Origin of the sequence: Streptomyces sp. MP131-18 (genome assembly GCF_001984575.1) — a bacterium.
Lineage (GTDB): Bacteria > Actinomycetota > Actinomycetes > Streptomycetales > Streptomycetaceae > Streptomyces > Streptomyces johnsoniae.
In genome coordinates this window covers 1,258,542-1,284,890 of the sequence record NZ_LZNS01000001.1, presented here as the reverse complement: position 1 = coordinate 1,284,890, position 26,349 = coordinate 1,258,542, and the positions used below count along the sequence as shown (strand labels likewise).

General features: G+C 68.3%; 33 protein-coding genes and 1 pseudogene. 11 read left to right on the top strand and 23 right to left on the bottom strand.

The features are described 5' to 3' along the window. Nucleotides 1-23 precede the first annotated feature (23 nt). The gene (locus STBA_RS05585) at nt 24-998 is read right to left on the bottom strand and encodes a WYL domain-containing protein (RefSeq protein WP_253194542.1); all 975 of its coding nucleotides are present in this window, start codon (nt 996-998) and stop codon (nt 24-26) included. Nucleotides 999-1,132: 134 nt separating this feature from the next. Here STBA_RS05585 and STBA_RS05580 point away from each other — a divergent pair, with 134 nt between their 5' ends. Beyond that, nucleotides 1,133-2,230 (top strand): epoxide hydrolase family protein, encoded by a 1,098-nt coding sequence (locus STBA_RS05580; RefSeq protein ID WP_077058175.1) that lies wholly within the window; start codon nt 1,133-1,135, stop codon nt 2,228-2,230. 14 nt (nt 2,231-2,244) lie between these two features. On the opposite strand, the gene STBA_RS05575 is transcribed toward STBA_RS05580, so the two are convergent. Next, nucleotides 2,245-3,756, bottom strand: coding sequence for a PLP-dependent aminotransferase family protein (locus STBA_RS05575; RefSeq protein ID WP_077058174.1), 1,512 nt, complete (start codon nt 3,754-3,756; stop codon nt 2,245-2,247). Nucleotides 3,757-3,785: 29 nt separating this feature from the next. On the opposite strand from STBA_RS05575, the gene STBA_RS05570 reads away from it, so the two are divergent. The 4 genes and pseudogenes from STBA_RS05570 (at nt 3,786) to STBA_RS05555 (ending at nt 6,484) form a co-directional block, all read left to right on the top strand. Next, nucleotides 3,786-4,613, top strand: coding sequence for a methyltransferase domain-containing protein (locus STBA_RS05570; RefSeq protein ID WP_077058173.1), 828 nt, complete (start codon nt 3,786-3,788; stop codon nt 4,611-4,613). A 57-nt stretch (nt 4,614-4,670) separates the two neighbouring features. Next, nucleotides 4,671-5,240, top strand: a pseudogene (locus STBA_RS38655) (DUF4037 domain-containing protein); the annotation flags it as partial. 25 nt (nt 5,241-5,265) lie between these two features. Continuing rightward, on the top strand, nt 5,266-5,481 hold the full coding sequence (locus STBA_RS38650; RefSeq protein ID WP_171987603.1) for a hypothetical protein: 216 nt from the start codon (nt 5,266-5,268) through the stop codon (nt 5,479-5,481). A gap of 115 nt (nt 5,482-5,596) precedes the next feature. Next, on the top strand, nt 5,597-6,484 hold the full coding sequence (locus STBA_RS05555; protein WP_077058170.1) for an SAM-dependent methyltransferase: 888 nt from the start codon (nt 5,597-5,599) through the stop codon (nt 6,482-6,484). An 82-nt stretch (nt 6,485-6,566) separates the two neighbouring features. On the opposite strand, the gene STBA_RS05550 is transcribed toward STBA_RS05555, so the two are convergent. The 21 genes from STBA_RS05550 to STBA_RS05460 form a co-directional block, all read right to left on the bottom strand. After that, entirely contained in the window at nt 6,567-7,886 is a 1,320-nt protein-coding gene (locus STBA_RS05550) for an aspartate aminotransferase family protein (RefSeq protein ID WP_253194540.1), read from the bottom strand. Further along, the gene (locus STBA_RS05545; protein WP_077058169.1) at nt 7,883-8,725 is read right to left on the bottom strand and encodes a nitrilase-related carbon-nitrogen hydrolase; all 843 of its coding nucleotides are present in this window, start codon (nt 8,723-8,725) and stop codon (nt 7,883-7,885) included. The genes STBA_RS05550 and STBA_RS05545 overlap by 4 nt, the downstream gene beginning before the upstream one ends. Nucleotides 8,726-9,138: 413 nt before the next feature. Then, entirely contained in the window at nt 9,139-11,157 is a 2,019-nt protein-coding gene (locus STBA_RS05540) for a recombinase family protein (protein WP_077058168.1), read from the bottom strand. 201 nt (nt 11,158-11,358) lie between these two features. After that, nucleotides 11,359-12,078, bottom strand: a complete 720-nt coding sequence (locus STBA_RS05535) for a hypothetical protein (RefSeq protein WP_171987602.1) — start codon at nt 12,076-12,078, stop codon at nt 11,359-11,361. Then, complete coding sequence (locus tag STBA_RS39435; protein WP_366510918.1) at nt 12,008-12,181, bottom strand: helix-turn-helix domain-containing protein; 174 nt, start codon at nt 12,179-12,181, stop codon at nt 12,008-12,010. Before STBA_RS39435 ends, STBA_RS05535 begins: the two co-directional genes overlap by 71 nt. A 763-nt stretch (nt 12,182-12,944) precedes the next feature. Further along, nucleotides 12,945-13,187 (bottom strand): hypothetical protein, encoded by a 243-nt coding sequence (locus STBA_RS05525; protein WP_143659437.1) that lies wholly within the window; start codon nt 13,185-13,187, stop codon nt 12,945-12,947. Then, nucleotides 13,171-13,353 carry a DUF397 domain-containing protein gene (locus STBA_RS05520; RefSeq protein ID WP_077058164.1) on the bottom strand — a complete coding sequence of 61 codons (183 nt, stop codon included), beginning with the start codon at nt 13,351-13,353 and terminating at the stop codon, nt 13,171-13,173. The genes STBA_RS05525 and STBA_RS05520 overlap by 17 nt, the downstream gene beginning before the upstream one ends. Further along, nucleotides 13,326-14,018, bottom strand: a complete 693-nt coding sequence (locus STBA_RS05515) for a DUF5753 domain-containing protein (RefSeq protein WP_077058163.1) — start codon at nt 14,016-14,018, stop codon at nt 13,326-13,328. Before STBA_RS05515 ends, STBA_RS05520 begins: the two co-directional genes overlap by 28 nt. A gap of 428 nt (nt 14,019-14,446) precedes the next feature. Beyond that, nucleotides 14,447-14,683: a hypothetical protein gene (locus STBA_RS05510; RefSeq protein WP_143659436.1), complete on the bottom strand. Its 237-nt coding sequence runs from the start codon at nt 14,681-14,683 to the stop codon at nt 14,447-14,449. After that, nucleotides 14,680-14,889: a hypothetical protein gene (locus STBA_RS05505; protein WP_077058161.1), complete on the bottom strand. Its 210-nt coding sequence runs from the start codon at nt 14,887-14,889 to the stop codon at nt 14,680-14,682. Before STBA_RS05505 ends, STBA_RS05510 begins: the two co-directional genes overlap by 4 nt. Nucleotides 14,890-14,963: 74 nt before the next feature. Further along, nucleotides 14,964-15,176: a hypothetical protein gene (locus STBA_RS05500; RefSeq protein ID WP_077058160.1), complete on the bottom strand. Its 213-nt coding sequence runs from the start codon at nt 15,174-15,176 to the stop codon at nt 14,964-14,966. Between the two features lie 2 nt (nt 15,177-15,178). Next, nucleotides 15,179-15,604, bottom strand: a complete 426-nt coding sequence (locus tag STBA_RS05495) for a hypothetical protein (RefSeq protein WP_077058159.1) — start codon at nt 15,602-15,604, stop codon at nt 15,179-15,181. 134 nt (nt 15,605-15,738) lie between these two features. After that, entirely contained in the window at nt 15,739-15,978 is a 240-nt protein-coding gene (locus tag STBA_RS05490; RefSeq protein WP_077058158.1) for a hypothetical protein, read from the bottom strand. 27 nt (nt 15,979-16,005) lie between these two features. Continuing rightward, a complete protein-coding gene (locus STBA_RS37605; RefSeq protein WP_171987649.1) occupies nt 16,006-16,182 on the bottom strand; it encodes a hypothetical protein in 177 nt (58 codons plus the stop codon). Nucleotides 16,183-16,208: 26 nt separating this feature from the next. Continuing rightward, complete coding sequence (locus STBA_RS05485; protein WP_077058157.1) at nt 16,209-16,460, bottom strand: hypothetical protein; 252 nt, start codon at nt 16,458-16,460, stop codon at nt 16,209-16,211. A gap of 68 nt (nt 16,461-16,528) precedes the next feature. Then, complete coding sequence (locus STBA_RS05480; RefSeq protein WP_077058156.1) at nt 16,529-16,762, bottom strand: hypothetical protein; 234 nt, start codon at nt 16,760-16,762, stop codon at nt 16,529-16,531. 2 nt (nt 16,763-16,764) lie between these two features. Further along, nucleotides 16,765-16,983: a hypothetical protein gene (locus tag STBA_RS05475; protein ID WP_077058155.1), complete on the bottom strand. Its 219-nt coding sequence runs from the start codon at nt 16,981-16,983 to the stop codon at nt 16,765-16,767. A gap of 70 nt (nt 16,984-17,053) precedes the next feature. Continuing rightward, nucleotides 17,054-17,281: a hypothetical protein gene (locus STBA_RS05470; protein ID WP_077058154.1), complete on the bottom strand. Its 228-nt coding sequence runs from the start codon at nt 17,279-17,281 to the stop codon at nt 17,054-17,056. Nucleotides 17,282-17,350: 69 nt separating this feature from the next. Beyond that, complete coding sequence (locus STBA_RS05465) at nt 17,351-17,815, bottom strand: hypothetical protein (RefSeq protein ID WP_077058153.1); 465 nt, start codon at nt 17,813-17,815, stop codon at nt 17,351-17,353. After that, entirely contained in the window at nt 17,812-18,054 is a 243-nt protein-coding gene (locus STBA_RS37055) for a hypothetical protein (protein ID WP_143659435.1), read from the bottom strand. The genes STBA_RS05465 and STBA_RS37055 overlap by 4 nt, the downstream gene beginning before the upstream one ends. Before the next feature lie 89 nt (nt 18,055-18,143). Further along, nucleotides 18,144-18,659, bottom strand: a complete 516-nt coding sequence (locus STBA_RS05460; RefSeq protein WP_143659434.1) for a hypothetical protein — start codon at nt 18,657-18,659, stop codon at nt 18,144-18,146. Between the two features lie 2,245 nt (nt 18,660-20,904). On the opposite strand from STBA_RS05460, the gene STBA_RS05455 reads away from it, so the two are divergent. From STBA_RS05455 to STBA_RS05435, 6 genes are all read left to right on the top strand, one after another. Continuing rightward, a complete protein-coding gene (locus tag STBA_RS05455; protein WP_143659433.1) occupies nt 20,905-22,731 on the top strand; it encodes a hypothetical protein in 1,827 nt (608 codons plus the stop codon). Further along, nucleotides 22,731-23,558, top strand: coding sequence for an N-acetylmuramoyl-L-alanine amidase (locus STBA_RS05450; protein ID WP_077058150.1), 828 nt, complete (start codon nt 22,731-22,733; stop codon nt 23,556-23,558). Before STBA_RS05455 ends, STBA_RS05450 begins: the two co-directional genes overlap by 1 nt. A gap of 41 nt (nt 23,559-23,599) precedes the next feature. Further along, nucleotides 23,600-25,399: a hypothetical protein gene (locus STBA_RS05445; RefSeq protein WP_077058149.1), complete on the top strand. Its 1,800-nt coding sequence runs from the start codon at nt 23,600-23,602 to the stop codon at nt 25,397-25,399. Then, nucleotides 25,396-25,623, top strand: coding sequence for a hypothetical protein (locus STBA_RS37050; RefSeq protein WP_143659432.1), 228 nt, complete (start codon nt 25,396-25,398; stop codon nt 25,621-25,623). Before STBA_RS05445 ends, STBA_RS37050 begins: the two co-directional genes overlap by 4 nt. Continuing rightward, nucleotides 25,620-25,835, top strand: a complete 216-nt coding sequence (locus STBA_RS05440; RefSeq protein ID WP_077058148.1) for a hypothetical protein — start codon at nt 25,620-25,622, stop codon at nt 25,833-25,835. The genes STBA_RS37050 and STBA_RS05440 overlap by 4 nt, the downstream gene beginning before the upstream one ends. Before the next feature lie 225 nt (nt 25,836-26,060). Further along, the gene (locus STBA_RS05435) at nt 26,061-26,348 is read left to right on the top strand and encodes a hypothetical protein (RefSeq protein ID WP_143659431.1); all 288 of its coding nucleotides are present in this window, start codon (nt 26,061-26,063) and stop codon (nt 26,346-26,348) included. The last annotated feature ends 1 nt before the right edge of the window (nt 26,349 follow it).

Here is a 26,349-nt window from a genome sequence, read left to right as displayed (position 1 = left end):
GGACGGGGTCCTGGTCCTGGCCGTCACTCCCCGGCGGCCCGCAGGGCGCGGGTCCCCAGCGCGCGCAGATACGCGCGCAGTTCGGCCGGCTCGTGCACCTCGACCTGGCAGCCCAGCATGAGCAGCCTGGCCGCCAGCCACTCCACCGTGTCCGCGTGGCCCTCCAGCAGACAGTGCCCAGGCCCGGCCGGGGTGATGTCCGAGGCCGCCGCGCCGAGCAGGCGCGCGGCCTCGTCCGCCGGAAGCCCCAGCGTGGCCCGTACCCGGTACGTCGGCGCCAGCGCGTACAGCCGGCTGCGGACGTAGGCGGCGGCGTCGGCTCCTGGCGGGTCCCTGGGCGGCACGCGCACGCCGGTGGCGAACGGCCGGCGGATGCGGTCGACGCGGAAGATGCGCCAGTCCTCCCGGTCGTTGTCCCAGGCCAGCAGGTACCAGCGCCGCCCCGCCGCGACCAGCCGGCAGGGCTCGGCGAGCCGCCCGCGCTCCGCCGGCCCGTCCGCGGCCCGGTACCAGAACCGCAGCCGTTCGCGGCCCGCGACGGCCCCCGCGATCACGGTCAGCACCTCGGGGTCGAAGCGCACCCCGCCGCTGCTCCCCGGCGGCTCCGCCAGGGGAACGGTCGCCGTGCCGAGCGCCGCGACCCGCCGCCGCAGCCGCGCGGGCAGCACCTGTTCCAGCTTGGCGAGCGCCCGCACCGAGGCGTCCTCGATGCCCGCCACCGGACTCCCGGCCGCCGTCCGCAGGCCCACGGCGATGGCGACCGCCTCCTCGTCGTCCAGCAGCAGCGGCGGCATGGCCGCGCCCGCGGCCATCCGGTAGCCGCCGGCCGCGCCCTTCGTGGCCTCCACCGGGTAGCCCAGTTCGCGCAGGCGGTCGACGTCCCTGCGCACCGTCCGCGGGCTGACGCCGAGGCGGCCGGACAGTTCGCTGCCGGGCCAGGCCCGCGGCGACTGCAGGAGCGAGAGCAGCGCGAGCAGCCGCGCCGGGGTGTCCTTCACACCATCCATCATGCCGCGCGATGTAGGACAGGGTGCGGCCTATATGGCGTCTGGCGTCGTTCTCGTCAGCACGCACGCGTCGTCCTGGGGAGCGCCATGAGCAACACGAGTACCGATAGCCGCCCTTTCCGTATCTGGGGGCACCTCCCGGACGAAGTCCGGGGGAGCCGCAGGCCGACCTCGACGACCTGCACGACCGGCTCGCGCGCACTCGCTGGCCGCGGCAGCTGCCCGGCGAGGGCTGGAGCCGCGGCGTGCCGGTCGGCTATCTGAAGGGGCTGGCCGACTACTGGCGCGAGAGCTTCGACTGGCGGCGGCAGGAGTCGTGGCTGAACGGGTTCCCGCAGTTCATGACCGGAATCGACGGGCAGGACGTGCATTTCCTGCACGTCCGCTCCGCACGGCAGGACGCGCTGCCGCTGATCCTGACGCACGGCTGGCCGAACACGTTCGTGGAGTTCGCCCCGCTGATCTCCCGGCTGACCGCGGACTTCCACGTCGTCGTGCCCTCCGTGCCCGGATTCGGGTACTCCGCGCCGCCGCGCGGTACCCACTGGGACGCCGCGCGGGTGGCCCGCACGTGGGTGGCGCTCATGCACCGCCTCGGCTACGACCGTTACGGCGTCCAGGGCGGCGACCTCGGCGCCTATGTCGCGCCCGAGGTCGCGCAGGCCGATCCGGAGCACGTCGTCGGCGTGCACATCGACGGCGGCATCGGCTTCCCCGAGGAGGCCGACCTGCCGGGCCCGACACCGGCGGAACGGGAGCAGTTCGCGCAGGTGGGGGAGTGGGCCAACGGCGTCGACCACCACGCCCTGCTGCGCGCCGCGCCGCAGACGTTCAGCTACGGGTGGCACGATTCGCCGGTGGCACAACTGGCTTGGCTGCTCCACAAGTTCAAGGAGTTCGGCACAACAGGTGAGCTGCCGGACGAGGTCATCGACCGCGATCTGCTGCTGACCAACGCCACCCTCTACTGGCTGACGGGCACCTCGGGCAGCTCCTCGTGGTTCATGTACGAGAGCACCGGCCCCTTCTCCTGGCCCAGGGGACAAGCGGCGGTGCCGACCGGCGTCTACGTGGGGCCGCCCGCGATCCGCCGGCTGGCCGAGCGGCACAACAAGATCGTCCACTGGCCGGAGAGCAACCCGGGCCGCCACCACTTCATCGCCATGGAGGAGCCGGACGGCCACGCCGCCGACATCCGCGCGTTCTTCGCCAAGGTGCGCTGACGCGGCGGCCGCGCTCACCCGCGGCCCGGCCCCGCGCCCCGGCGCCGTCCGCGCAGCACGGCGGCGACGGTGGCGACGCCCTCGGCGATGTCGTCAGGGGTGCTCGCCGCATAGCCGAGGATCAGACCGTCGGGGCCCGGCCGCTGCGCGTGCCAGGACAGCGGCTGCACCTTCACCCCGCGCGTCAGGGCCGCCGCGGCCAACTCGGTGTCGGGGACGGCCGCGTCGTACGTGACGAGCAGGTGCAGGCCGGCCGCGGCGCCGTGGACGACCGCGTCGGGCAGATGCGCGGCCAGGGCCGCGGTCATCGCGTTGCGGCGGCGGCGGTGACGGGTGCGCAGCAGCCGCAGGTGCCGTTCCAGCGCGCCGGATTCGATCAGGTGCGCCAGGACGAGCTGCGGGAGCGCCGCGTTGCCGAGGTCGGTGAGGCGTTTGGCGGCGATCAGGTCGTCGCGGTACCGCGGCGGCGCGACCACCCACCCCACGCGCAGCGCGGGCGCGAGCAGCTTGGAGACGCTGCCGGCATAGGTGACGCGCTCCGCGAGCATCGCCCGCAGGGCGGGCACCGGCGGCCGGTCGTAGCGGTGCTCCGCGTCGTAGTCGTCCTCGACGACGAGCCCGCCCTCCCCGGCCCACCGCATCAGCGCGCGGCGCCGTTCACCGGCCAGGACCACCCCGGTGGGGAACTGGTGCGCCGGGGTCAGCAGCACGGCCGGCGCGCCGACGGCGCGCAGCGCGTCGACGCGCAGCCCGGCCGCGTCCACCGGCACCGGCGGCGTGGCCAGGCCGTGGCCGTGCAGCTGCTGGCGGGCCCCGAGCGCGCCCGGGTCCTCCACCGCGATCCGGCGGATGCCGTCGTGGCGCAGGACCTGCCCGATCAGCGCGAGGGCCTGGGCGGTGCCCGCGACGATCAGCACCTCGGCCGGATCGGCCCTGATACCGCGGCCGCGCGCGAGCCAGTCGGCCACGGCGCGCCGCAGGGCTGGCGTGCCGCGGGGGTCGCCGTAGCCGAGGCCGGCGGCCGAGAGCGAGGTGAGGACCGCGCGTTCGGCGCGCAGCCACGCCGTCCTGGGGAACGCCGCGAGATCGGGGACACCCGGTGTCAGGTCGATGCGCGCGGGCGCGGCCCGCAGCGTGTCCCACACGTCGTGGCCGGGCGGCCCGGCGAACGGCGCGCGCGGCGCCGGGGCGGCGCGCGGGGACGCGGGCGCGCGGTCCGCCGCGCCGGTCGGCGCGGCGACCACCACGGTGCCGTTCCGCCCGCGGCCCTCGACGTGTCCGTCCTCCGCCAGCCGCCGGTACGCCTCGGTCACCACGCCCCTGGACACGCGCAGCTCAGCGGCCAGCACCCGGGTGGGCGGCAGCGTGCCGCCGACCGGCAGGCGGCCGTCGGACACCGCCTGCCGCAGTGTCCCGGCCAGCCAGTCGGAGAGGCCACCGGGGGGAGCCTGGCTCCTGTCGAGCTGGAGGAAGTCGGCACCGGCCGTTTCGGACCAGTCCAAGTCGCGCCCATTGGACCTGTTCACCGGACCATTGTGGCGGCAGGGTCGCTGCCATGGAGACGAGGACCATTCCGCGCACGGTGATCCGCCCCGGCTACGTGCACGGCTATTCGGAACGGGAGTCCCGCAGGCTCGGCGACCAGGCGGACACGCTGGCCGGTCTGCTGCACGGAGGGACGGCGTACCCGGCGGGCAGCCGGGTGCTCGACGTCGGGTGCGGGGTCGGCGCGCAGACGGCGCATCTGGTCGCCGCAGGACCGCGGGCGCACATCGTCGGCGTGGACGTCTCCGGCCGCTCCCTCGCGCAGGCCGGCGCCCGGCTGCCCGGCGTGACGTGGTGCCGGGCGGACCTGTTCGCGCTGCCGTTCGCCGACGCCTCGTTCGACCACCTCTTCGTGTGCTTCGTCCTCGAACACCTGCGGGCCCCGCGGCTCGCGCTGTCCGGGCTGCGGCGCGTGCTGCGGCCGGGCGGGACCATCACCGTGATCGAGGGCGACCACGGATCGGCCTTCTTCCACCCGCACAGCGCGTACGCGCAGGCGGCGATCGACTGCCAGGTGCAGCTCCAGTCGGCCGCGGGCGGGGACGCGCTGATCGGACGGCGGCTCCAGCCGCTGCTCACCGAGGCCGGATACGCGGACGTCGAGGTCCGGCCCCGCACCGTGTACGCCGACGGCACCCGCCCGGCGCTGACCGAGGGATTCACCCGCAACACGTTCGTCGCGATGATCGAGTCGATCAGGGACGAGGCGCTGGCCGCGGGCCTGATCACCGCGCCCGACCTCGACCGCGGCCTGGCGGACCTCAGGCGCACCGCCGAGGACGGCGGAACGTTCCACTACACCTTCTTCAAGGCCCGCGCCATCAGGGGCGAGGACTGACGCGCGGCACCGGGAAATTCGGTGGTGGGCGCCGTCCGCGGACAGGAGGCCGGGGCCATGACGTCATCACCCGCCGCCTTCCTGCCCGGCCTGGAGCTGTCCCGCGCCCTCTACGAGGAGGCGGTGCGGCCCCTGCTCGCCGAGGAGTTCCCCGAGCTGCGGTACTCGGCGGCGCGGATCGGCGCGGGCTCCGAGGTGCCCGGCTTCGACACCGAACGGTCCGCCGACCACTAATGGGGGCCGCGGCTCAACCTGTTCCTTTCCCCGGGGGACGCCGCCGCGCACGGCGCGTCGGTGCACGCGCCGCTGGCCCGGCGGCTGCCGAAGCGGGTGAAGGGCTGGCCCACCCGCTTCGAGCGGAACGCCGACCCGGCCGACCCGGTGGGGCGGATGGCGCCGACGACCGGCCCGGTCGACCACCGCGTCTCGGTGGACGAGTTGGGCGCGTGGCTGCGCGGCCACCTCGGGACCGACCCCTCGGCGGCGGAACCGGGCACGGCCGACTGGCTGTCCATTCCGCAGCAGCGGCTCGCCGAGGTGACCACGGGCGCCGTGTTCCACGACGGGCTCGGCACGCTCGACGCCGCGCGGCGGCGGCTGGCCCGGTACCCGGACGAGGTTCGGCGATCCGTGGGCCACGGACCTGAGCGGGGTGCGGCGCTTCGCCGACGCGTACGCCACGGCGGGCGGCACGGCGGGACGGATGGACGACGAGGCGTTGGCGCAGCTGATCCGGCGCCGGTTGCGCTGCGAGGCGGTGCACGTCGAGGCGGGCGGGGGAGGAGCGGGGGACGGCCGCGCGCCGGGCGCGGCCGGCCGCGCGTACCACCGGCGGCGGATCGGCCTCTTCCGCCGCTTGCGGCCCTGATCCGCGGGGCGGTGGCCGCGGGCGGCGGCAAGTCCCGGCGGGGGCGGGTCCCTTCGGCACGTCATGCGAAACTGCTTCCCGAAGGTGACGGCATGCCGAGGAGCGGAGCAAAGAGATGGCCGACCGAAGAGAAAGCGGCGCGGCGGGGTCCGGCGAGGGCACGGGCCGTGACTACGGCCTGAGTTGGAGCGGGGCGCTGCCGGACTACGAGCCGGTGGAGATCGACACCACCAAGCCGAGCATCGCCCGGGTCTACGACGCCGCGATCGGCGGCAAGGACCACTACGAGGTGGACGCGGCGGTCGTCGAGGCCGGCCGGAAGGTGTCGGCGGCGGGCGTGGCGAGTGCCCGCGTCAACCGTGACATCCTCATCCGCGGGGTCCGCCACCTCGCGGAGCAGGGCATCGACCAGTTCCTCGACCTCGGCTCCGGGCTGCCCAGCGCGCAGAACACGCACCAGGTCGCCCAGGCGATCAACCCGGATGCGCGGGTGGTCTACGTCGACAACGACCCAATCGTTCTCGCTCACGGCCGGGCGCTGCTCGCCCAGGACGAGCGCACGCGCGTCATCACCGCGGACATGCTCGATGTCGAGCACGTGCTGAACCACCCCGGCGTCCAGGGCTTCATCGACTTCTCCAAACCGCTCGGCCTGATGATGGTGGCCGTCATCCACCACCTGCTGGACGAGGAGGACCCGAACGGGATCGTCGATGCGTACAAGGCCCGTCTGGTGCCGGGCAGTTACCTGTTCATCACGCACTTCTGCAACTCCTTCCCCGAGGCCAGGGAGCTGAACGACGTCCTCATCCAGTCCCTCGGCCGCGGCCAGTTGCGCAGCAAGGAGCGCATCGCGACCTTCTTCGACGGCATGGACCTGATCGAGCCGGGGATCGTTCCGCTCCCGCTGTGGCGCCCCGACGCCCCGGTGCCGGAGCCGCTCGACCACAGCGGCCTGCTCATGGTCGGCGGCGTCGCCCGCAAGCCGGGCCCCGGCGAGTAGCCGCGGCGCACGAACCTTCCCGCCACCCCCGGCCCGCGCCTCGGGCCGGGGGCGGCGCGCGGCACACCCGGCGCGGCCGCCGCTACGCGGCCGGCTCGGCGTCCGCCGCCCGCAGCGCAGCCGCCAGCACCTCGGCCCCCGCCTCCGCCTCCGCGGCCGTCAGGCTCAGCGGCGGCGCGATCCGCAGCACGCTGCCGCCGGGGCCGCCGCCCTTGCCGAGCAGAAGGCCACCCGCGCGGGCCGCCTCAAGCACCCGCGAGGCCGCGGCCGGGTACGGCAGGTCCGTGCCGGGGCGCACCAGCTCGATGCCGATCATCAGGCCGCGCCCGCGGACCTCCCGCACCAGACCGAGCCCGGCCGTGACCGCCCGCAGCCGCTCGATCAGCAGTCCGCCCACCCGCCTGGCGTTGCCCGGCAGATCGTGCGCCAGCAGGTACTCCAGGTTGGCCAGGCCGGCCGCCATCGTGACAGGGCTGCCGCCGAACGTCGAAATCGAGTTGCTGTCCAGGCAGTTCATCACCTCCGCGCGCGCCACGACGCCGCCGATCGACATGCCGTTGCCGATGCCCTTGGCGAACGTCAGCACGTCAGGCGGGCCCTGGCCCGCGTGCGCCTGCCAGCCCCAGAAGTGCTCGCCCGTCCGGCCCCAGCCGGTCTGCACCTCGTCGCTGATCCACAGGATGCCTTCCGCGTCGAGCACTTCGCGGAACGCCGCGAACAGCCCGTCGGGACCCGAGGTGAAGCCCCCCACGCCCTGCACCGGCTCGGCGATCAGCGCCGCCACCCCGCCGCGGGTCTGCGCCAGGACATCCCGCAGGTCGGCGACGCACGCCTCAGTGAACGCCGCGTCCGGCAGCGCGGCGAACGGCCCGCGCGTGCGCACCCCGCCGTGCACGTACAGCGTGTGCACCGGCGAGAGACTGGTCGGCGACCAGGCGGAGTTGCCCGTGATGCCGACCGCGGAGAAGGACCGGCCGTGGTAGCTGTTGCGCAGGGCGAGCACCTGGTTGGAACGGCGGTACGCGGTCGCGAGGAGCAGCGCCGTGTCGTTCGCCTCGGTGCCCGAGGTGGTGAAGAACACCCGCGGGTCCCGGATGCCGGAGAGCGCGGCGATCCGCTCCGCCAGGGCGACCATCGGCCGGTTCAGATACAGCGTCGAGGAGTGCAGGAGCCGCCCCGCCTGCTCGGCGACGGCCCGGCCGACCTCCGGCAGCGCGTGCGCCGTCATCGTGGTGAGGATGCCGCCGAAGAAGTCGAGGTACCGGTTCCCCTCGGAGTCCCACACGTGGCGGCCCTCGCCGTGCGTGAGCTCGACGGGCCGCTCGTAGTACAGCGACAACCAGTCCGGCAGCACCGCCCGGTGCCGCGCCAGCAGCTTCTCGGGGCCGCCCTCGCCGGTCACGGGCGCACCAGCCCCTCGTACGCGTCCGGGCGCCGGTCCCGGTAGAACGCCCACTGCTGCCGCACCTCGTCGATCAGGCCGAAGTCCAGGTCCCGCACGACCAGCTCCTCCTCCGTATCGCTCGCCGCGCCGCCCACGAGCTGCCCGCGCGGGTCGACGAAGTAGCTGGTGCCGTAGAAGTCGTTGTCCCCGTAGGGCTCCCGCCCGACCCGGTTGATCGCGGCCACGAAAAACTCGTTCGCGACGGCCGCGGCGGGCTGCTCCAGCTGCCACAGGTGCGCCGACAGGCCGCGCGAGGTCGCCGAGGGGTTGAACACCAACTGTGCCCCGGCCAGGCCGAGCGCCCGCCAGCCTTCGGGGAAGTGCCGGTCGTAGCAGATGTAGACGCCGATCCGGCCCGCCGCCGTGTCGAAGACCGGCCAGCCCAGATTCCCCGGCCGGAAGTAGAACTTCTCCCAGAAGCCGCGGACCTGCGGGATGTGGTGCTTGCGGTACTTGCCGAGGAACGTGCCGTCCGCGTCGATGACCGCGGCGGTGTTGTAGTAGTGGCCCGCCTGTTCCACCTCGAAAACCGGCACCACCAGCACCATGCCGGTCTCCCTGGCCAGGGCCCGCATCCTGGTGACCGTCGGCCCGTCGGGCACCTCCTCCGCCCACCGGTAGTGCTCCGGCTCCTGCACCTGGCAGAAGTAGGGTGCGTTGAACACCTCCTGGAAGCCCATCACCCGCGCTCCCCGGCGGGCGGCCTCCCTCGCGTACTCCTCGTGCTTGGCGATCATCGACTCCGTGTCACCGGTCCAGGTCGTCTGTACCAGCGCGGCACGCACTGCTTCTGCCATGTACTGCTCCCGTACTCGCGTGGGATCGACAGGTGGATCGACAGGAGGAACGGTAGGATTCGTCACGCTCCGTGGCAAGGGTGTGGGCGCAACGTCGCCGGATCGGCGCCCGCGTGCGCCGCCGGGACCGGCGGCACGGGGCTCGTCCGCCGACCGCCCCACCGGTAGATTCCCGGCCATGACTGACGACGTCCGCTCGCTCCTGATCGCCGTGGCCGCCACCGCGGTGGCCGCGCTCCTGCTGGGCTGGTTCCTCCACGCCCACCGGCGGGACCGTTCGCTGCGCCGCCTCCAGACCTTCTTCGGGCTGCCGGAGAACTCCGAGTGCCTGCTCGTGGTCGGCCGGGACGCCGGCCCGGAAGGCGCCGTCGGCCGCAACGACGTCTTCGCCCTGCTCGAACTGGCCGCCGCCATCAAGAACTGCGGCGCCAAGGCGCAGCTGATATCGGGCGAGAGCGCACGGCAGGGCTTCGGCGAGCGCACCGAGATCTGCATCGGGAACCCCATGAGCAACCGCTGCATTCCCCATCTTCACTACTGAACTCACCCAGTGGACGAACGGTGATCTCCAGCCGGGCCGGAGGCCCGGACCAGACCGGAACCGCAGGTAGACCCCGCAGCGCCTCCATGACGCGATCCCATCGCCCGCTCTTGCGCCAGCGGTGTGCGGCCACCTGGAGTCGGCCGCCGCGGGCGCCAAAGCGAGGACCGATGTCCACCCATCGGCCGCCGTTCGCCGCCTTGTACAGCATCGCCCCCAACAGAAGGCGACCGTGCTCCTCCGTGAGCTGAGGAACGCACAAGATGGGCCACGCCCGCACCCAGGCTGCATCAGACAGCACTGGCACGTCTCGCTTGTGCTCGACGAACCAGGCCCGCAGGTCGCACGGGACTCCCCGTCTCGACGCTGGCGGCTCCAATACCCGAACCCGTACACCGAAAAGGGACAGCATCTCTGCTTGTTCAGCGGGGCCGAGAGAGCCGAGACGGCTCCGGGCCTTGTCCGCCATGGCTCGGAGCGTTTCAAGCCGTTCAGCGGCCTCCTGGCGGTCTCGTAGCCACCCCTGCGCCTCTCGGCGCAGCTTCTCCAGGTCCTCAAGCTCGCGGAACAGGGGAGTGGTGGTTTTCTCCACCGCTCGCTCCGCGTCCTGCCCGAGGAGCCCCCGAGCTGCCGCCATCTTCGCGGCCACGGCGGTGCTTGCCGCAATGGCGGCCTCCTGCTGCTCAATCTGCTGTGTGAGATCGTCAATGCGCGAGGCGTAATCCACTTCCGGGGCCGCGCTGAGCCAGTCCCGAGCCATGGATTCCATGCGGTCGGCATCGGTGACCAGCTGCCGCACTTCACTCCAGACGCGGTTCTCGGTATCCTCCGCCGGTACAGGTCGGCACTTACACCGCTCCCCGAAGGGGAGACTGCGACCAGAGCAGACGTAATCGTAGTAGTCGTCACGCCTGTTTGTGCCGCTGTAGCGCCTGCCGCATTGACTTGTCATGAGTCCAGTGAGGGAGTAGACCCGGAACCTCTCGGGCTGTCGCCAGGTCTTGCGCGCTGGCGTCTCGCGCAGCGCCCTGGCTGTATCGGCATCGAGGATCACGGGGAGCTTGATGACAACTTGCCGACCAAAAACGGGCTCGCCAGCGTGGTCCACGAGAGCGCCCTTTCCACGCCAGATCACCTCATTGGACTGGATGGCATGCCCGAGCATGCGCATTTTGAGGTTCTTCCTCGTCCACAGGGCATCGCCGCGGGTGCGATGCCCCTCGGCATTGAGCATCCTGGCCGTGCGCTCCCAGGAGCGTTCGAATAGGTAAAGCTCAGCCGCCCTCCTGATGCAGGCCGCCTCCTTGATGTGGATTTCATATCGGGTCAGCTTGCCCTTTTCCAGCTTCGGCGCATGCCAGCCAAATGGGATGGTGCCACCGGGGTATCCGCCGAGTTCGGCGGCTTCCTGGATTCCGCCCTGGAGTCGCCGGCGGAGCCGGTTCCACTCCCGTTCGGCGTAGTCCGCCTCCTCGCGCATGGCGTCCCGCCCGCGCTCGGTGGTGTTGTCGATCTGGAGAGACGTGATAGCGGTGAATACGCCTAGATCCTCCAGGCGCCACACCCAGGGCCAGAATGCCCGGCCGTTGCGGCCTATCTGTCGCCCCTCCACGACCGCGACCACATCAAACGGCCGCGGAGTGCGGTGCACGTGCTCAATCAACCGGGAGAGGTCCGGGCGTTCCTCCGCTGGGAGGGTGCCGGACACGCCCTCATCCGCGAACGTCTGTACATATCCCCAGCCCTTGCGAGACGCATAGTCCTTGACCTTGCGTTCCGTGTAAGCAAGTCCGTGCCCCAACAGCTGATCCTCAGTGGATACCCTGAGATATCCCGCCGCGCGCAAGTTCGGCCTAGTGTTGTCCAGCAGTTCCAGGCGCTGGGTAGCCATTTTCTCCCCTATTGCACTTCCTGCGGACCGAAGAGGATGTGCAGTATCCGCTTGTAGTCGACGTCTGTCACGGGCTCGTTGGAGAGCTGAATGCGCGTGGCCGCATCGGCATTATCATGCAGCCACTCAATTGCTATGTCGGCTCTGTCTCGCTCCCCGTCCTGCATGGTGCTACCTCCCCGCCCCAGACGTGAGCCTGGGCTACCGGCGGCAGCTGTGCTGCTCGCCTCTTTGGTGCTTGTGGCAGTAGTGCGCGGCCAGCTGGCCGCACGTCGGGCATGGATGCTGATGCGTGAGCCCGCACACGCACGCCGGCTCGATGGCCTCCGGGTCCCACGCGGTCATCTCCCGCGCTGCGGCGTACAGATCGGACTCGGCAGGCCGCCCCTCGACGGGGAGCTGGCTGTAGAACGCCCACGCTTCGCGTGGGCTGCGGAAGATCGGCGCGAGCATGAAGCGCCCCTTCCCTAGCTTCGTGGAGGGGTTCCAGGCCAGGCCCTCGGCTGCCGCTCGGGCGGCCGTGCCGCCCGCTGTGGCCCTCAGGAACGCCTGAGGGCTGTCTATCTTGCCTCGGGACGAGAAGGGCCCCAGTGCCACCGTGAGCGGCGGCCTGGGGCCTTCCTGGATCTGTCCAACCACCATGACACGGTCGGTCTGACTGTCCAGTTCTCGTATCTTCTCCGTCGCCTCGCCGGCCACCTCTTCGGGAGAGAGGTTGTCATCCAGGCCCATCCTGATGACCTCGGACACGGCCTTCGCTTCGCGTCGCAGAGCGCGTGGAGCGAAGCGGCGTTCAAGCTCCGCTTCGATGCCCTCTCGAAGGGCTCCTACGATCAGCTCGGCCAGCTCCTCAGCTGTCCGGCGGTCGTTCTCCGGGTCCGTCAGCAGATCCGCCACGGCCTTCGCCGCCCTGCCTGCCATTCCATCTCCTGATCCAGTCGCCGACCGTACTCTTTGGCACCCCCAGTCGGTCGGCAATCTCTTGCTGTGATAGGTCCTCGGAGCCCTGCACGATCTCCTGCATAGCGGACTCCTCGGAGTCCCGGAAGATCTGGTGCTTCAGCTCGATGCGTGCGAGCAGCGCCGCACGCTCCTCTGCGGACAAAACGCGCCTCCGTCGTCGTGGCGGCATCGGGGGACTCCTGAGTTGTGAAGATCAGCGTCGGTAAGGGTTGCCTGAGTATGGCGCTGTGCCGGCTCGCGTGGTGCAGCGGGCCCCTAGTGCGTCACTCTCTTGGCCGACTCTTGACGCCGATCGGCTGGTTGCATCACCTCCCCGTGATGATCTGGGTGCTGTGGGGATGGTCTAGCCCGCCCCGGTGTGGGGCTGGGGCGGACGTGTTGTTGGTCCGTTCCGGGTGGACCAGACCCAGCCCTGTTACGGGTACCCGTTCACCCTCCGGGCGCAGAGGACCGCTCCTGCGGGTCAAGCGGCCGACCCCCGGAGGCATGCGGCGTTTTGTTGCGAGGGTTGCACTCTCCTCCGGCGGAGCTGGGCCCCTCGTGGATGGGAGGGGAGTCGAACCCCTCTGCGCGGGCCCGTCGGCCCTATTGGTCTGCCTCAGCGAACCGGGAATCGAACCCGGACCGGGAACCACCCCTTGACGGAATCGAACCGTCTACGCTCACCTCTCCATCCATGTGGCACCGTTTCGCGTCACCGGTGGTGCCAAGCCGGAGCCAACGTCGGGAGGAGCGCCCGGCGCGACGCCCATCGCCCCCGGAAGGGAGCGGGGCCTAGGCGCGAAGAAGGCCCCCGCGAACGGGGGCCTTGATCTGTGCAGTTATCACCGCCAGGGGCGGCCGGGCTCCTGGCGGAGCCCCGGCTCCTGCTGCTCGCCGCGAGCTGAACGCCAGCCCGCACGAGCCACGAGGAGCAGAAATCCGGCGACTAGCACGAGCATCACGCCGGCCGCCGGATCGCTGTCCGCCACGGACATCACGGCCCCTGCGAGGGCCGCCAGGGCGGCCATGACAGCCGCCCACGCCACAATGACGGGCAGGGGGCGCAGGCTAGCTCTGCCGCTCACCCGTGACCCCCGCGAGGAACGCCCGCCAGGCGGCGGGGGTAGCCGTCAGGACGGAGCCGGTCTCGTCCTTGGTGTCGATGACGCCAACCGTGCTCTCTCGGGCGACGGCAACGCACTGATGATCAGAGTAGGACGACTTCACGAACGTCGTGCTTTTACGGTCCATCTGTCTAGCTCCCTCTGGATGACCTGCATACTCTCGCCCTCTCCCAGGGCGTCGCTGGACAGGTCCGCAAAGACCCCCAGCAGGCAAATCGTATCGTCCGGGTGGGCATGGATCACCCCTCCGGCATCAACCTCGGAGTAGCCGACGTACTGTCGCCTGTCGCCGTGCAGCCCGGAGTAGAGGGTGAAGTGCGCGCTGCTCGCAGCCGCGCGTGTGCGCAGCGGTAGCACCTGTAGCCGGACCTGCGGGTATGTGGCCAGATGTAGCAAGTGGCGAAGCTGCTGCTCGTGTGAGTCGATGCTCCACGGTTGGGTGAGCGCTAGTTCACCGACAATGAAGCGCGCGTGCGGGTCGCTCGTCTCTCGTGGCAGCTCTCGCAGCCGCTGAAGGAACGCCTCGGTGCGCATGCTCTTCATGTACATGCGCTCGCGTGCGACCTGCATGGACAGACGGCGGTTCGTGCCTCGGATGACCCCAAGGCTGTAGTGGGGGACCTGCAATAGACCGGGAACGAATCGCAGATCGTACGACCTGACGATGTCGCTCGCGGCCTCCAGGTCGATCAACCGATTGATGGTGCTGTCGACGGTGTCAAGGCGTTCCGTGCGCCAGATGCCGCGCTGATCGTCTGCACGTAGCGCCTGGGCGCGTGCATGCACACTCATGTGACTCTCCTCTCCGTAGAGCCAGTCAGATGTAGCAGATAGTTACTCCCTCACGCCAGACTGTTGTCAGTCTGGCTTACACCCTTCACGCGATCGTGCACAGGCATATGCCTGCCGTGACCCCCGGCTGACAGGATGATCCCACCGCCGGCCGGGGGTGTCTGGGGTTTCAGAAATGAAGAAGCCCCCGCCTTGGCGGGGGCCATCCCCGCAGAAGCGGGGCCAAGCGCAGTCCGATTACGGTGGGCACGATCCTCTCCTCTCTCATGAGTTCAGATGCCCGCACATACAGGAGGCGCCCCACCTGGGAGAGGAGGGAGAGGCAGGCGGGGAGCCTGCAACCGCATGTACGGGCGTCTGACGCCACGGAGAAGGAGCCCCAGCGTATCCAGGAGGTGTGACACGCTGGGGCAGTCTGGGCCAACAGGTCAGCTCAGGCGCTCAGCGAGCGCCTGGCGGGCCGCCACGTGCTCCGGGTACTGCTCATCCCTATAGAGGTGATCCAGCGCCTTCACGGCGAGCCTGAGGCCGCTCAGGGCGTCGTTGATGCGGTAGTCCGCCACGTTCGGATATTCGTGCTGCCACTGGTCCAGCAACGTCCTTGCGTGCTCCGCCGTCGCCCGAGCGAGCGCGGCGGTGCCCTCATCCATCCTGCGTTCGTTCATGAGTCCTCTCCCGTGATCTCGTAAGCGCCGACGAGAACGCCTGTTTGCGAACCGGCGACCCACACGACCCGAACGGGCTGCCCGCTGGGGTCGCGGTCGGTCCGGTCGTGCACAGAAAGACCGCGCTCCGCGGCGCGGACCAAGTCGGCGTCAAGCTGGCCCTTATTAATCTCCTTGCGGTGGCGCCAAGTAACCTCAGTAATCATGCTTCCCTCCCTGTAGCTCCAGAGAGCCGGGCACCCCAGGGGGTTAGGGTGCCCGGCAGTCTGATGCGGCAGGGTCAATCCACCACCACTACGCTGCGAACCCAGCCAATCGGAAGATCCTCCACGAGGGCCCCCCACGATTGAATGGCCAGCTTGCTGCCAGCACCGACCAACGAGCCAACCAGCTCCACTCCGGCCGGTGAGACAAGCTCGACGCGAATGCTCTGGCCGGGGATCAGCCCTCTGTTCATCGCCTGAATTGCTGCCATGTTGATGACCTCGGCCATGTTCACTCACCCGCCCGGACTGCGTAGACGAATCGGTGCTCAACCCGAGCACCACGATCGGTGACCGTCGCGCCGGAGCTGATGCGCGCCGCGCGCAACCCGTCCTCCCGCGCCACCTTGCGTGCGCGACCAACCGCCTTGGCGCTGAACTCCCGGTCACGGGCCCAGCCGGGCCCACGTACGGTCACCCGAAGCATGGGCCAAGAGGCGTCAACCCACTCGTGAGAGACCTCCCACTGGGGCGCACAGCGAACGAACGCCCCCTTGCCCGGCGTAGCCTTCCCGAGCTTCGCCAGGGCGGCCACGGCCAACCCCTCCGTCGCATAGACCGTGACGCTGGTGATCCCCTCCGAGTGCCAAGCGTCGTTGCTGGTCGTAACCAGCTCGTGAGGCCACTTGGTCAGGTTGACCTTGCTACCCTCATTCATGACTCACCTCTCCAAAGGTCATGAGTCGTTCGATCAGAGGGTCCGTGGACTGCCATCCCGGACCCTCTGTGCTGCGCTGTAGCAGCGATAAGGCCCCCGCGTGGGGGTACGGGGGCCAAGTCGCTACGGCAGGGCTAACGGAGGCGCTTCACGGTGCTCTCAATACGAACCCATCCCTCCGGAAGGAGTTCGTCACGCTCCGCCAGGGTCGGCCTCCCCTCCTGCATGGTGTATCCGTCGAAGCTCTCTGTTTCTGTCCCCAACCATTCGCCCACCTGGTGGGTGGGGTTAATCTCCGCGTCAGTCACGTCCCGACCGGCAATGACCTCCACGTACCAGATGGCGTTGCCCGGGGGCGCGTTCCATTCGGTCATTCCCTCTCCCCTCGCTACGGCAGTGCGTCAGAGCACCGTCACTTCGGTGTCGGCGGCGTACTCGATGGTGTCGCCAGACGAATAGGTGACACGGACGGCGCCGTTCGGCATGTCGGCGACCGCATCCACTAGATAGGGCTGCTCGCCGCGCTCGATGATCACGCGAGAGTTGCGAGCGAGTTCAGTTGCGGTGATGGTCTCCATGTTTTGCTTCTCCCTGGTGACCGATGTCAGTCGTCATCCTGAGGCGTTCCGTCCGATGACAGCCCCTCCAGATAGTTACGGACGCCTTCCTCCCATCCGGACTTGAAGAAGTCCACCGCATCCCTCGCGATGTACCCCGGAATGTCCAGGGACGAAGGGCCCGCAAGGGGGTCCGCATCCTCTCCGGTCACGTTCTCCGAGTAGTTCGCGTGGTCCCATCCGCGGTTGCGTCCGCTCTCCAGCGCCTCGCGCTGCGCATCGGTCATGTTCGTGCTCATGCTGATCTGTCCTCTCCTGTAAGACCAAGGGGGCGCACATCAAGGTGTGCGCCCGATGGTCCGGCAGGCTAGCGGTACTGTCCGTGGTCGTGCCCCGTGACGTCCTGGCCGTCCTCAACGATCTGCACGGAGATGCCGTGCGGATTCACGGCGCCGCAAAGACGGTCGCGATCTTCGCCCATTCCGCACTTCGCAGAGCACGCCTTACGCTCTCGCTCGGCAAATGCTTCGGCATCGTTTTGGTTGTCGAACTCCCCCAGCAGATCGCCGCCCTCGTTCCACACCCTGAACTCAACGCCCATGATCAGACCCCCTCAATGCCCAGCATCTCGGCGATGTTGGCGAACATCGACGCGGCCCTGTCCTGCATGTCCTCGGAGATCTCCACGAATCCCGCCTGGGCGGCAAGGACCGTGACGATCACCTCCATGTCCGTGGGGGTGAGGCTCATTTCGTACCTCTCCGGCAGCTCACGAATCACGTGGGCCAGCATCTCCGGCGTTCCGAGCGTGTACGTGCTCATGATCAGTCTCCCTCTCCCTGTAAGACCAACAGGAGCCACGGTGACCCGTGGCTCCGATGATCCGGCAGGATCAGCGCGGCAGTGTCACTGCCTGCCGCGCATCGCTGTGGCTCTTGCCCTTCCTGGCGGCATCCAACAGGGCCTGCATGTACCCCTCCGCCTTTGCCTGCCCGAACACCGTGCCGTCCACGAAGACGTAGCGGGTCCCCAGGTTGTCGCCCGGGGTGCTGGCGTAGAGGTAGACCTCTTCACCAGTCAGGCTCTCGTACTCGTTGTTCATGTCAACCAGAGCGCTCATGCTCTCCCTCTCTCCCTGTAAGGCCAGTCGAGCCTACGGCGTGGCCGTAGGCTCTCAGGTCCGGCAGGGTCAGGCCGTTGCCTGACGGACACGGAAGGTGGTGCCATCCTCGGCCATCACCGCGTGGCCCAAGGCCAAGTCCCTCAAGTGGCCGGACATATCGCTCTGATAGAGCCCTGCCGCCAGGGCGGGGTTCCACAGCAGCTCAGCGGCCACGCGCGGGTGCGGTGCACTCCCTACCTGTCTGCACCCCATGTCGCTATCCACCTCCGCGACGTACGGCCATAGATTGGCGCGGTCCACAGCGGCCATCCCGCGGCGGGTGAGGCGCAGGCAGTCTTCAAGGTGACGGAGCCCTCTGTACCAGAAAGGCTCAACCAGCTCTGCCCTCAGTAGGTTACGAACTACGCGCCTATCGAGTGCGCGGTTCGGCCAGAATCCGCGCTCCGCGATTTGGCGCAATGCCTCCGCCTGCGCTTCGGTGCAGCTGAGGCCAGCCGCCTCAAGCGCCCTGAGCGCGATGTATGAGTTCACGCCGCGCCTCCTTCACGCAAGTCGTTCCAAAAGCCCACAGCAGCGGAAGGGGTTCCCTCGTGACACAGGTGATCCTGAACCCGAACGGCACTATCGTCCATCTCCGCCTCACCGGCGCCGATGTGTTCCGCCCAAGCGATTATTTTCGCTGTCGTCAGTGACGGAGCGCGCACGACGTACAGGTACGGTGCCTCTCCGTCACCATTGTCAATGACAATGGTGTAGTCGGTTTCGCTCATGATCCCTCTCCTAGATCACGTGCTCTCCCTGTAAGAGCAAGCCAACGGCCCGCAATGGCAGTTGCGGGCCGCTCGATACTCCGGCAGGGTCACCAGTCGGGCAGGCCCCAAGGGGCGCCATCCTCAACGTCGCGACACGGGCAGTCGGCTGCGTGTTCCGCGTCCCACTGACTGAGCACCGGCTCACCATCGACATCATGCCGGATGATCGCATACGTCATCCGGTGGCCGTTGGCCGCGAGGTACGTCCGGGTCTCCGGGGCAGTCCATTCGTGGACCATGACGTACTCACCGGTGTGGCTATTCTCGCGCTGCACGAGGAGTCGCCCGGCGGAGCGTGCGAAGTGGTACCGCACGCCGTTGATCACTCGCGAGTGACTGCGGCCCGCGGAGTGGACAATCTCATTGGTGCGTTCACCAATGACAAAGTTGCAGCATTCGGCGACGAATGCCGTCCACCCGCCCGGATAGTGCTTCTCCACGTACCGGACGGCGCGCTCGGCGCTTGCCGTGTCGCCGACCATCCCCAGGCAGTCGCTTGCCCAGTCGCGAGCCTCGGTGATCTGCTCGCCACTCGCGCTCGCCAGAATCTCATCAATGCTCATGCTCATGATCCCCTCTCCAAAAGATCACGATGAACTCATCAAGCAGGCAGGGAGAGTGTTAGGCATTTTTCGTGGAAACCCCCTTGTGAGGGGTTTCTACACCACATGGGTATGGGCTTCCGTTGGCACGGTTCTTCGCGGTACCCCGTAGCGTCCGCGCTCTCCCTGTGGCATCGCTCTGGGTTTCCCCTCACGTTGATAGCCGCGTGTGCCCCGCCGTTCATCAACTCTCCCTGCCTGCATGACGAGTGGCGTACCGCCATCGGTGGTCCCACCGACAGGACGCCTCTTAAGGCCGCTCGTACGGCCGTGGCATTCAGGCACGGGGCTTTGGTGGTCGTCGCGTCGGGTGAGATCCGGGAGCGGGTGTGTTCACCGCTCAGAACCGGTCACCGGAGGTTGATCGCTCGCGCTGCTGCTCTCCGCATGCCTGCCCGGTGATGTTCTGGCCTCACCGGCCGCCGCTTCCCCGCCGTGAGGCGGGTGCCTGAAGTTGTCGACTCCGCATGTCCTCTGTTCAGCACCCGTTACCGGATACCTCCCGGGACCTCCCACATCCTCCGCTGTTGCGGTGCTCCGTGGTGGAGTGGCCACAGCCTCTCGCTTGACCGGGTTCCCGGTCAAGTCAAGAGTTGGTAAAGCCGCAAAAAATCATGCTCCACCGCAGGTCAACGAGCTGCGCCCGAAAGGTTGTGCGATGCACACAGTTTTCTTCATGACCGAGTCTCCGCGCGATTCCCCATCACCGGTGGTGACTCTGACGGGCTGACATGTCCACTGGGTGGACGCCCCCTTGACACATTCATGCCGGTCACAGACGTGACGGCCCTGTGGAGAGGCTGCGGAGAGGAATTACCCAAAGTGACGGATGCGCCCTCAGGGGCACAAGGTGTCACCTCCGTGGCACAAGGGGACATCAGGGGCGCACCGGCGCACGGCCGAAGCACGGGCAGGGGCACAGAAGGCCCCTGAGGGCCCATCAGAAGCTCTCCCAGGGGCAGGTGGCTGCCCAGTGCCGGAAGGTGTCTGCAAGAGCCCCACAGGGGCGTGCAGGCGTTCGAGAGCCCCCAGAGCGCGGCTCTGGTGTGCGGAAGGTGGCAGAGGTGCCCTCGCGCACGCATGCGCGTGTTCTGTCCGGCCTGAGTGCTGGCCGGACAAGAGCCGTCCGGAGGGACGGCAGAGACATTCCCTCTGCACACCCGCCGCTGAGCGGGGGTGTGTGTATCCGGCGAGGAACGAGCCATTCGCACGCGCGTGTACGCGCGTATGCGTGCGCGTATGCGCACACGCATAGGGCTGGCCCTGTGGCCAGCCCATATATGTACGTGTTCTGTGGCCGTAGGCCACATGTATTCGGACTCGATGGCCAGCATGTTTCTGCTGGTCGGAGAGTCCCCTGAATTTCACTGGAGCGAGCTACGTAGTAGCTCTTTATGGCCCTCTATGTCCTATTTCTGGGGTCTTTGACCCCAGGTTTTTAAATTCGTAGCTCGCTCCAGTGAATGGTATCCATTCACTGATCTCGCCCAAACTCCCTAGTCTTTATGGCGGCCCTGAAGGGCCGCCTATTCTCTTTTCTTTTGGAGCCGCCGGAAGCGGCTCCAAGGGGAACCTGTTCCCTCTCCTTCGCCCGGTCGGGCGAGAGGTCTGGGCGGCCTGGAAGCCGCCCTTTACTGCGCGCCTGAGGCGCGGATTCCTCCCGCCGTGCCGGCGGGAACATGGAGCCCTCTTCTGGGGGGAGAAGCAGGGCGTTACTCCTGCTCAGCGCGGCATGTGGGCTCAGGTCTGGTGTATGTCCGCCACGGCGCTCCGACCTCCGGACGCCTGGCCCTCGTGGTTCTCGGGGTTCCAATCCCGGGGTGTCGGTCGTTGCGCTGCCGACTGGAAATTTCGTCGGTTCCACCGCCCATCTGACGGGGAACTCCCCGGTGCGAGCGGGGGTCCGGGGAGCGTGCTCAACCCGGCGATACCGACCCTACTCGAACACGCCTTCGAGAGTCCAAGCGGAGAATCCTCCGCTTATTGAGTCCGAGGCCCTGTGCGCCTCTCTGAGGCGATTAGAACACGCGTGCGACCTCCGTTACCCTCGCCGCCGCGAGCGGCCCCCAGAGGGCCCCCCAGGGCCCCGGGAGGTAACGGTGACGGCATGGCGAGGGTGAGACTTCCCTCCGAAGGCAAAGTTGCCTCCCGGGACCGGCGGGCCAGCCGGCTGTCTTCCGCCGACGCGAAGAAGACGATCCTTACCATGCTCCGCACCGGCTACACGGTGGCTGAGGCGTGCCAGTCGGTGAACAAGGTCCGCAAGACCTACGAGTACTACCGCAAGTCCGACTCCGAGTTCCGCGCCGCGGCGGATGCCGCCCTGGCGGCCGTGACCGCGAAGAGGGAGGGGGCCAGGCCCGAGGTTCCCGACTTTCCGGAGTTCTCGGAAAAGTATTTGGGCAACGAGCTGTTCTGGCACCACCAGCAGTGGTTTGACCTCCTGGAGGGCCGCGAGCCCCGCGAGCTGCACCCGCGGCAGATGTTCGAGGCGAACGACCCGGACATGTTGCTGATCAACACCCCGCCCGAGGGCTCAAAGACCACCACATTCACCGTGGGGTACACGGTGTGGCGCATCGTCCAGGACCCCAACGTCCGGGTGGTCATCGTCTCCAAGACACAGGAGATGGCCCGCAAAATGCTGCTTGCCATCAAGGAGCGCCTGGCCGAGTCCGACCAGTTCGCCAGCCTCCAGGAGGACTTCGGCCCCGCCGGAGGCTACGGCGGCGAGGGCGCCGCCGCCTGGACGGCAGACAAGATCTACGTGAACGGCCGCAGCTCGGACCAGAAGGACCCGACCGTCTGGGCGCTGGGCATCAAGGGGCACATCTACGGCGCCCGCGCCGACCTCGTCATCATGGATGACTGCGTTGACCACACGAATCACCAGGACTACGTGAAACAGATCGACTGGATTCAGAACCAGGTCCAGTCCCGCGTGGCCGACGTCGGCGGCAAGATGGTGCTCATCGGCACCCGGCTGGAATCGCAGGATCTCTACTCCGAGATCCGCAAGGGGGAGTATTACAACGAGGGCACGAGCCCCTGGACTTACCTGACTCAGCCCGCGGTTCTGGAGTACGCCGAGGACCCTGCGGACTGGGTGACGTTCTGGCCGAAGACCAACCGCGCGCCGGTGACCATCGCGGCCCGCAGGCTCGTCCAGGCGGACGAGGACGGCCGCTGGCCGATGTGGGATGGACCGGCTCTTGCCCGCAAGCGGGCGAAGATGACGCCGCGGAACTGGTCCATGGTCTACATGCAGGACCAGGTGAGCGACGACAGCGTATTCAAGGTCGCCGCCGTCACTGGCTGCATCGATCGGGCCCGCTACCCGGGGCGCCTCTTCGCCGGCCAACCACAGCACCGCGGCCATGGGATGGAGGGCCTGACCGTTCTGGGGGGGCTGGACCCCGCTGCCGCCGGCTTCACCGCCATGCAGGTGTGGGGCCTGGACCGCCGCACTGGCGAACGATGGGTGCTGGACATCGTGAATCGGCGGGCTATGCCGCCGCACGAGATGCGGGCGGAGATGTTCCGCCTCACCGAGCGGTACGGCATCCAGGAATGGCGTGTGGAGCGCAACGCGTACCAGATGAGCATCGTGCAGGACCGGGAGATCCGTCAGCGCCTGGCGGCTCTCGGCTGCCTGATCTCTCCGCACCACACCGACGCGAAGAAGTGGGACAGCGATTTCGGCGTAGCCAGCATGGCCACGCTGTTCGAGGGGTGGCAGGACGGCAGCAACCTCATCCGGCTGCCGAGCCAGGCGCAATCGGAGCATGTTCGCGCCTTCGTGGAGCAGCTGTGCGCATGGTTCCCCGAGACCAAAGGACTCACGGACACGGTCATGGCCGCATGGTTCGTGGAGATCCGCTGCCGGGAGCTGATGGCGACTATGGGGAATGACTTCCACCTGGGCGCCAACGAATTCCTGTCCGCCCGAGACAAAGAATCGCAAGTCGTCCTGGACTTTGACTTCATGCTCCAAGGCAGCTCGTCGGCTGCCTGGGATGGGAGATGGAACTAGTGGAGTACGTCAGTCGCGCCGGCTGGGGCGCCAGGGCCTACCGGCAGCCCTCCGGGGCCATCCAGTATTCGCGCCCCCGGAAGGGCGTGAAGGTGCATTACCTGGGTGGGGCCTACTCGGACCGCCCGCACAGCCAGTGCAGCGCCTATGTGCGCCAGATCCAGAACCAGCACATGAACGGCAATGGCTGGAGTGACATTGGCTATTCGTTCGTGGTCTGCACGCACGGCACCGTCTACGAAGGCCGCGGCCTGAAGCGCCGGAACTCCGCGAATGGCAACACCAGCCTCAACGAACAGCACTATGCAGTGCTGGGGTTGCACGGAACCAACTCCGGCGAGCCTGGGGCCAAGCTGCTGGACGGCATCAGGGACGCCATCGACTACTGCCGCAAGAACGGGCCCTGTGGCAGCGAAATCAAAGGACACAAGGACGGCTACGCCACGGCCTGCCCGGGGCCTGAGCTGTATGCGTGGGTGCGCGCCGGCGCGCCGCGCTCGGACAAGGAGGAACCGGTGACTGAAGCCGAAATGAAGAAGCTCGCCGAGCTGACGGCCGAGCGCGTGTGGGTGAAGGATCACCTGATAGACGTGCCCTGGGGCACCACGCAGAACCCGCACTGGGCGGCTGGGAACATCATCACCGACACCGGCAATGTGCTGCGCGAGGTCCGCGGGCGCGTGAAGCAGGTCCAGGCGCAGCAGGAAACCATTCGGGAACTCGTCCAGGCTCTCGCCTCCCGAGATGAGGCGATCGACGTGGACGCCCTGATCCAGCGCATTGAGGAGCGAATCTCGGCGCTGGATGTGCGCATTGTCGCCGAGTGAGGGCATACTTCAAGTGAGCTTGAGCTTTGAGAGGTGGTGACATGGACGGCTACGGCGACATCAAGCACATAGCGAGTCGAGTTGACGCCTTGCGGCGCGAGCACTCCGAGCGCGATGCGCGTCACCAGCTGGTCACCGACGCTCGCGCACAGCGTATTGACAACATCGCTCCGGGGTCGTTGCCGGACGCGTGGCCGCGCCCGATAACAGCGAACGCCATTGATAACGCCGCGCGCCAGCTGGCGGAGAATCTGGCGGCTTTGCCGTCCATCAACTGCGCCTCTGGCACGGCCACCACCGAGTCCGCAAAGCGCCGCGTGGCGAAGCGCACGAAGATCGCGTACTCCTACGTCATCGACTCCGGCCTGCGCAAGCAGTTGCCCACCGGGGCGGACTGGTACAACACCTACGCCAGCATGCCCATCATCGTGGAACCGGATTTCGCGGTCGGCGCACCCAGGTTCCGCATCGAGAACCCGATGAACACCTACGTCGAGTGCGACCGATGGGGCAAGGTCCGCACGTACGTGAAGGTGTACCGCGAGGCCGCGGGCAAGCTGGCCGCGGCGTACCCCGAGCACGCTGCCGCCATCTACGGAACCAGCACCTTTGACAAGGGCTGCTCTCCGGATTCCCTACTTGAGGTCGTGCGGTACGAGGACTCGGAAACCCGAGTCCTCTACATGCCAGAGCGCCGGGATCATGTCCTTCTCCAGGCCCCGAACCCGCTGGGCAAGGTCATGGTAGCCATTGCCGAAAAGCCCAAGTGGGATGACCAGGAGCGCGGCCAGTATGACGACGTGGTCTATCCACACCTGGCCCAGAGCAAGATGGCGATGTTTGGCCTGGAGGCCACGCAGAAATCCGTGAGGGCGCCTCTCGCGGTACCCGAGGATGTCACGAAGATCGCCTTCGGTGATGACGCGGTAATCCGCACCCGGTCCCCCCGGGACGTTATCCGCGTAGGCCAGGACATGCCTACTGCCGCATGGCAGCAGCAGAGTCTCTTGGCCGAGGAGGTTCAGCGGGGAACGCGAACGCCCCGCGCGGCCACTGGCGACATCGACGCGAGCATCATCACCGGTAAGGGCGTTGAGGCCCTGGGCGCCGGCTATGACACTCAGATCGCCACGGGCCAGCTCATGATTGGCTATGCGCTGGAGCAGGCGCTTGAGCTGGCCTTTGAGATGGATGAGAAGTTCTGGCCTGACGCTGAGAAGCAGATTTCCGGCGTCATCAACGGAACGCCTTTCGAGGAGAAGTACACGCCCTCGAAGGACATCGCGGGCAGCTATCGCGTGTCGTGCAGCTACGGCTTCGCCTCGGGCATGAACCAACACAACGCGCTGGTGTTCCTGCTCCAGCTCCGCGGCGACCAGCTGGTACCGAGGGATTTCGTGCAGCGCCAGCTGCCGATGGATGTGGACGTCGCCGAGCTTCAGCGCCAGGTGGACAACGAGGGTGTTGAAGACGCCCTCAAGCAGGGGTTGTACGCCATGCTCGCGAGCCTGGGCGTGATGATGCAGCAGGGCATGGACCCCACGCAGGTCCTGCGCCAGACGGCGGAGCTGATCAAGCTCCGGCAGAAGTTGCCCTTCCATGAGGCGTACCTCAAGGCGTTTGAGCCCAAGGAAGAGGAGGCCGCGCCGGCAGATCCGCTGGCCGCCCTTATGGGTGGTGGCGCTCCGGGTGGCGCACCTCCCGGCCCCGCGGGCGTAGCGCCGGGCCAGGCCCAGCTGGGGCCCGGCGGAGCCCCCGACATGATGCAGCTCCTCGCCGGCCTGACGTCCGGCGGCAGTCCTGAGCTGTCCGCCTCTGTCTCCAGGAGAGTGCCCGCATGAGCTGCGACCGATGCGGCAAGGCCGCCGAGAACGGCCACCAGGGGCATCACATCGGCTGCCCGGCGCGACGACAGTCGCAGGCCGACCTTTTTCGTGACACCGGGGAAAAGCCTGATCAGGAGACCTGCGCCAAGGATGGCTGCACGAACCCCCGGATGGTCAGCAAGGGCCCCCGGCCCGCCAAGTTCTGTTCAGGCCACAAGACGACCAGGAGAAAATCATGAGTCACCTCGGAGACGGTTTCCACGACGGTGCGGCTCGGCCGCAGGAGTCCCTTCAGGGCGAACCGCTGGACGACATCATGCTCATGCCGCTGGAGAGCGTGAGCCACGACAACCCCCGCACGGCTGCGGCCGACAACATCGGCAAGAGCTGGACGTCCTTCCTGGAGCCTGTTCCCGCTGCCGCCCCGGCGAACAGCAACCCGGTTCACTGACCATCACTTTACGGGCATCCGTAAAGTGATCAAGGAGCGTAGATGACGACCCCGGCCCCCGGTCGGGGCGGCTACCGGCAGCCCGAACGAGGGGCGCCGGTCAGTGGCCCTGGCCCTCTCTCTCAGCGCACTGACGGCCCTCAGGGGGGCCAACCCGTCCGTGTCCCCACGGGCGGGTCCTATGGCTCCGGTGTGGAGTCGCAGGCGATGCAGCAGGCTGCGCCCATGTCGGAGACCCCCGGCGGGGACGCCGGTCCGGGTATCGACCTGTCCGCGCTCGTGGGCTTTGGTGAGCCCAGCGCCCAGCCGGGCACACCCGTGACCGCCGGGGCCGCCGTGGGGGCGGGCCCCGGCCCTGAGGCCCTGAACCTCTCGCCCCAGCCGGATGAGGACATGCAGAACCTGATTGCTGCGATCCCCGCCCTGGAGCGCATGGCCAATGTTCCTGGCGCCTCCAGGGCGACCCGAAACTACGTGCGCTACCTGAAAAGCCGCGTACCCCCTGGAAGGTGAC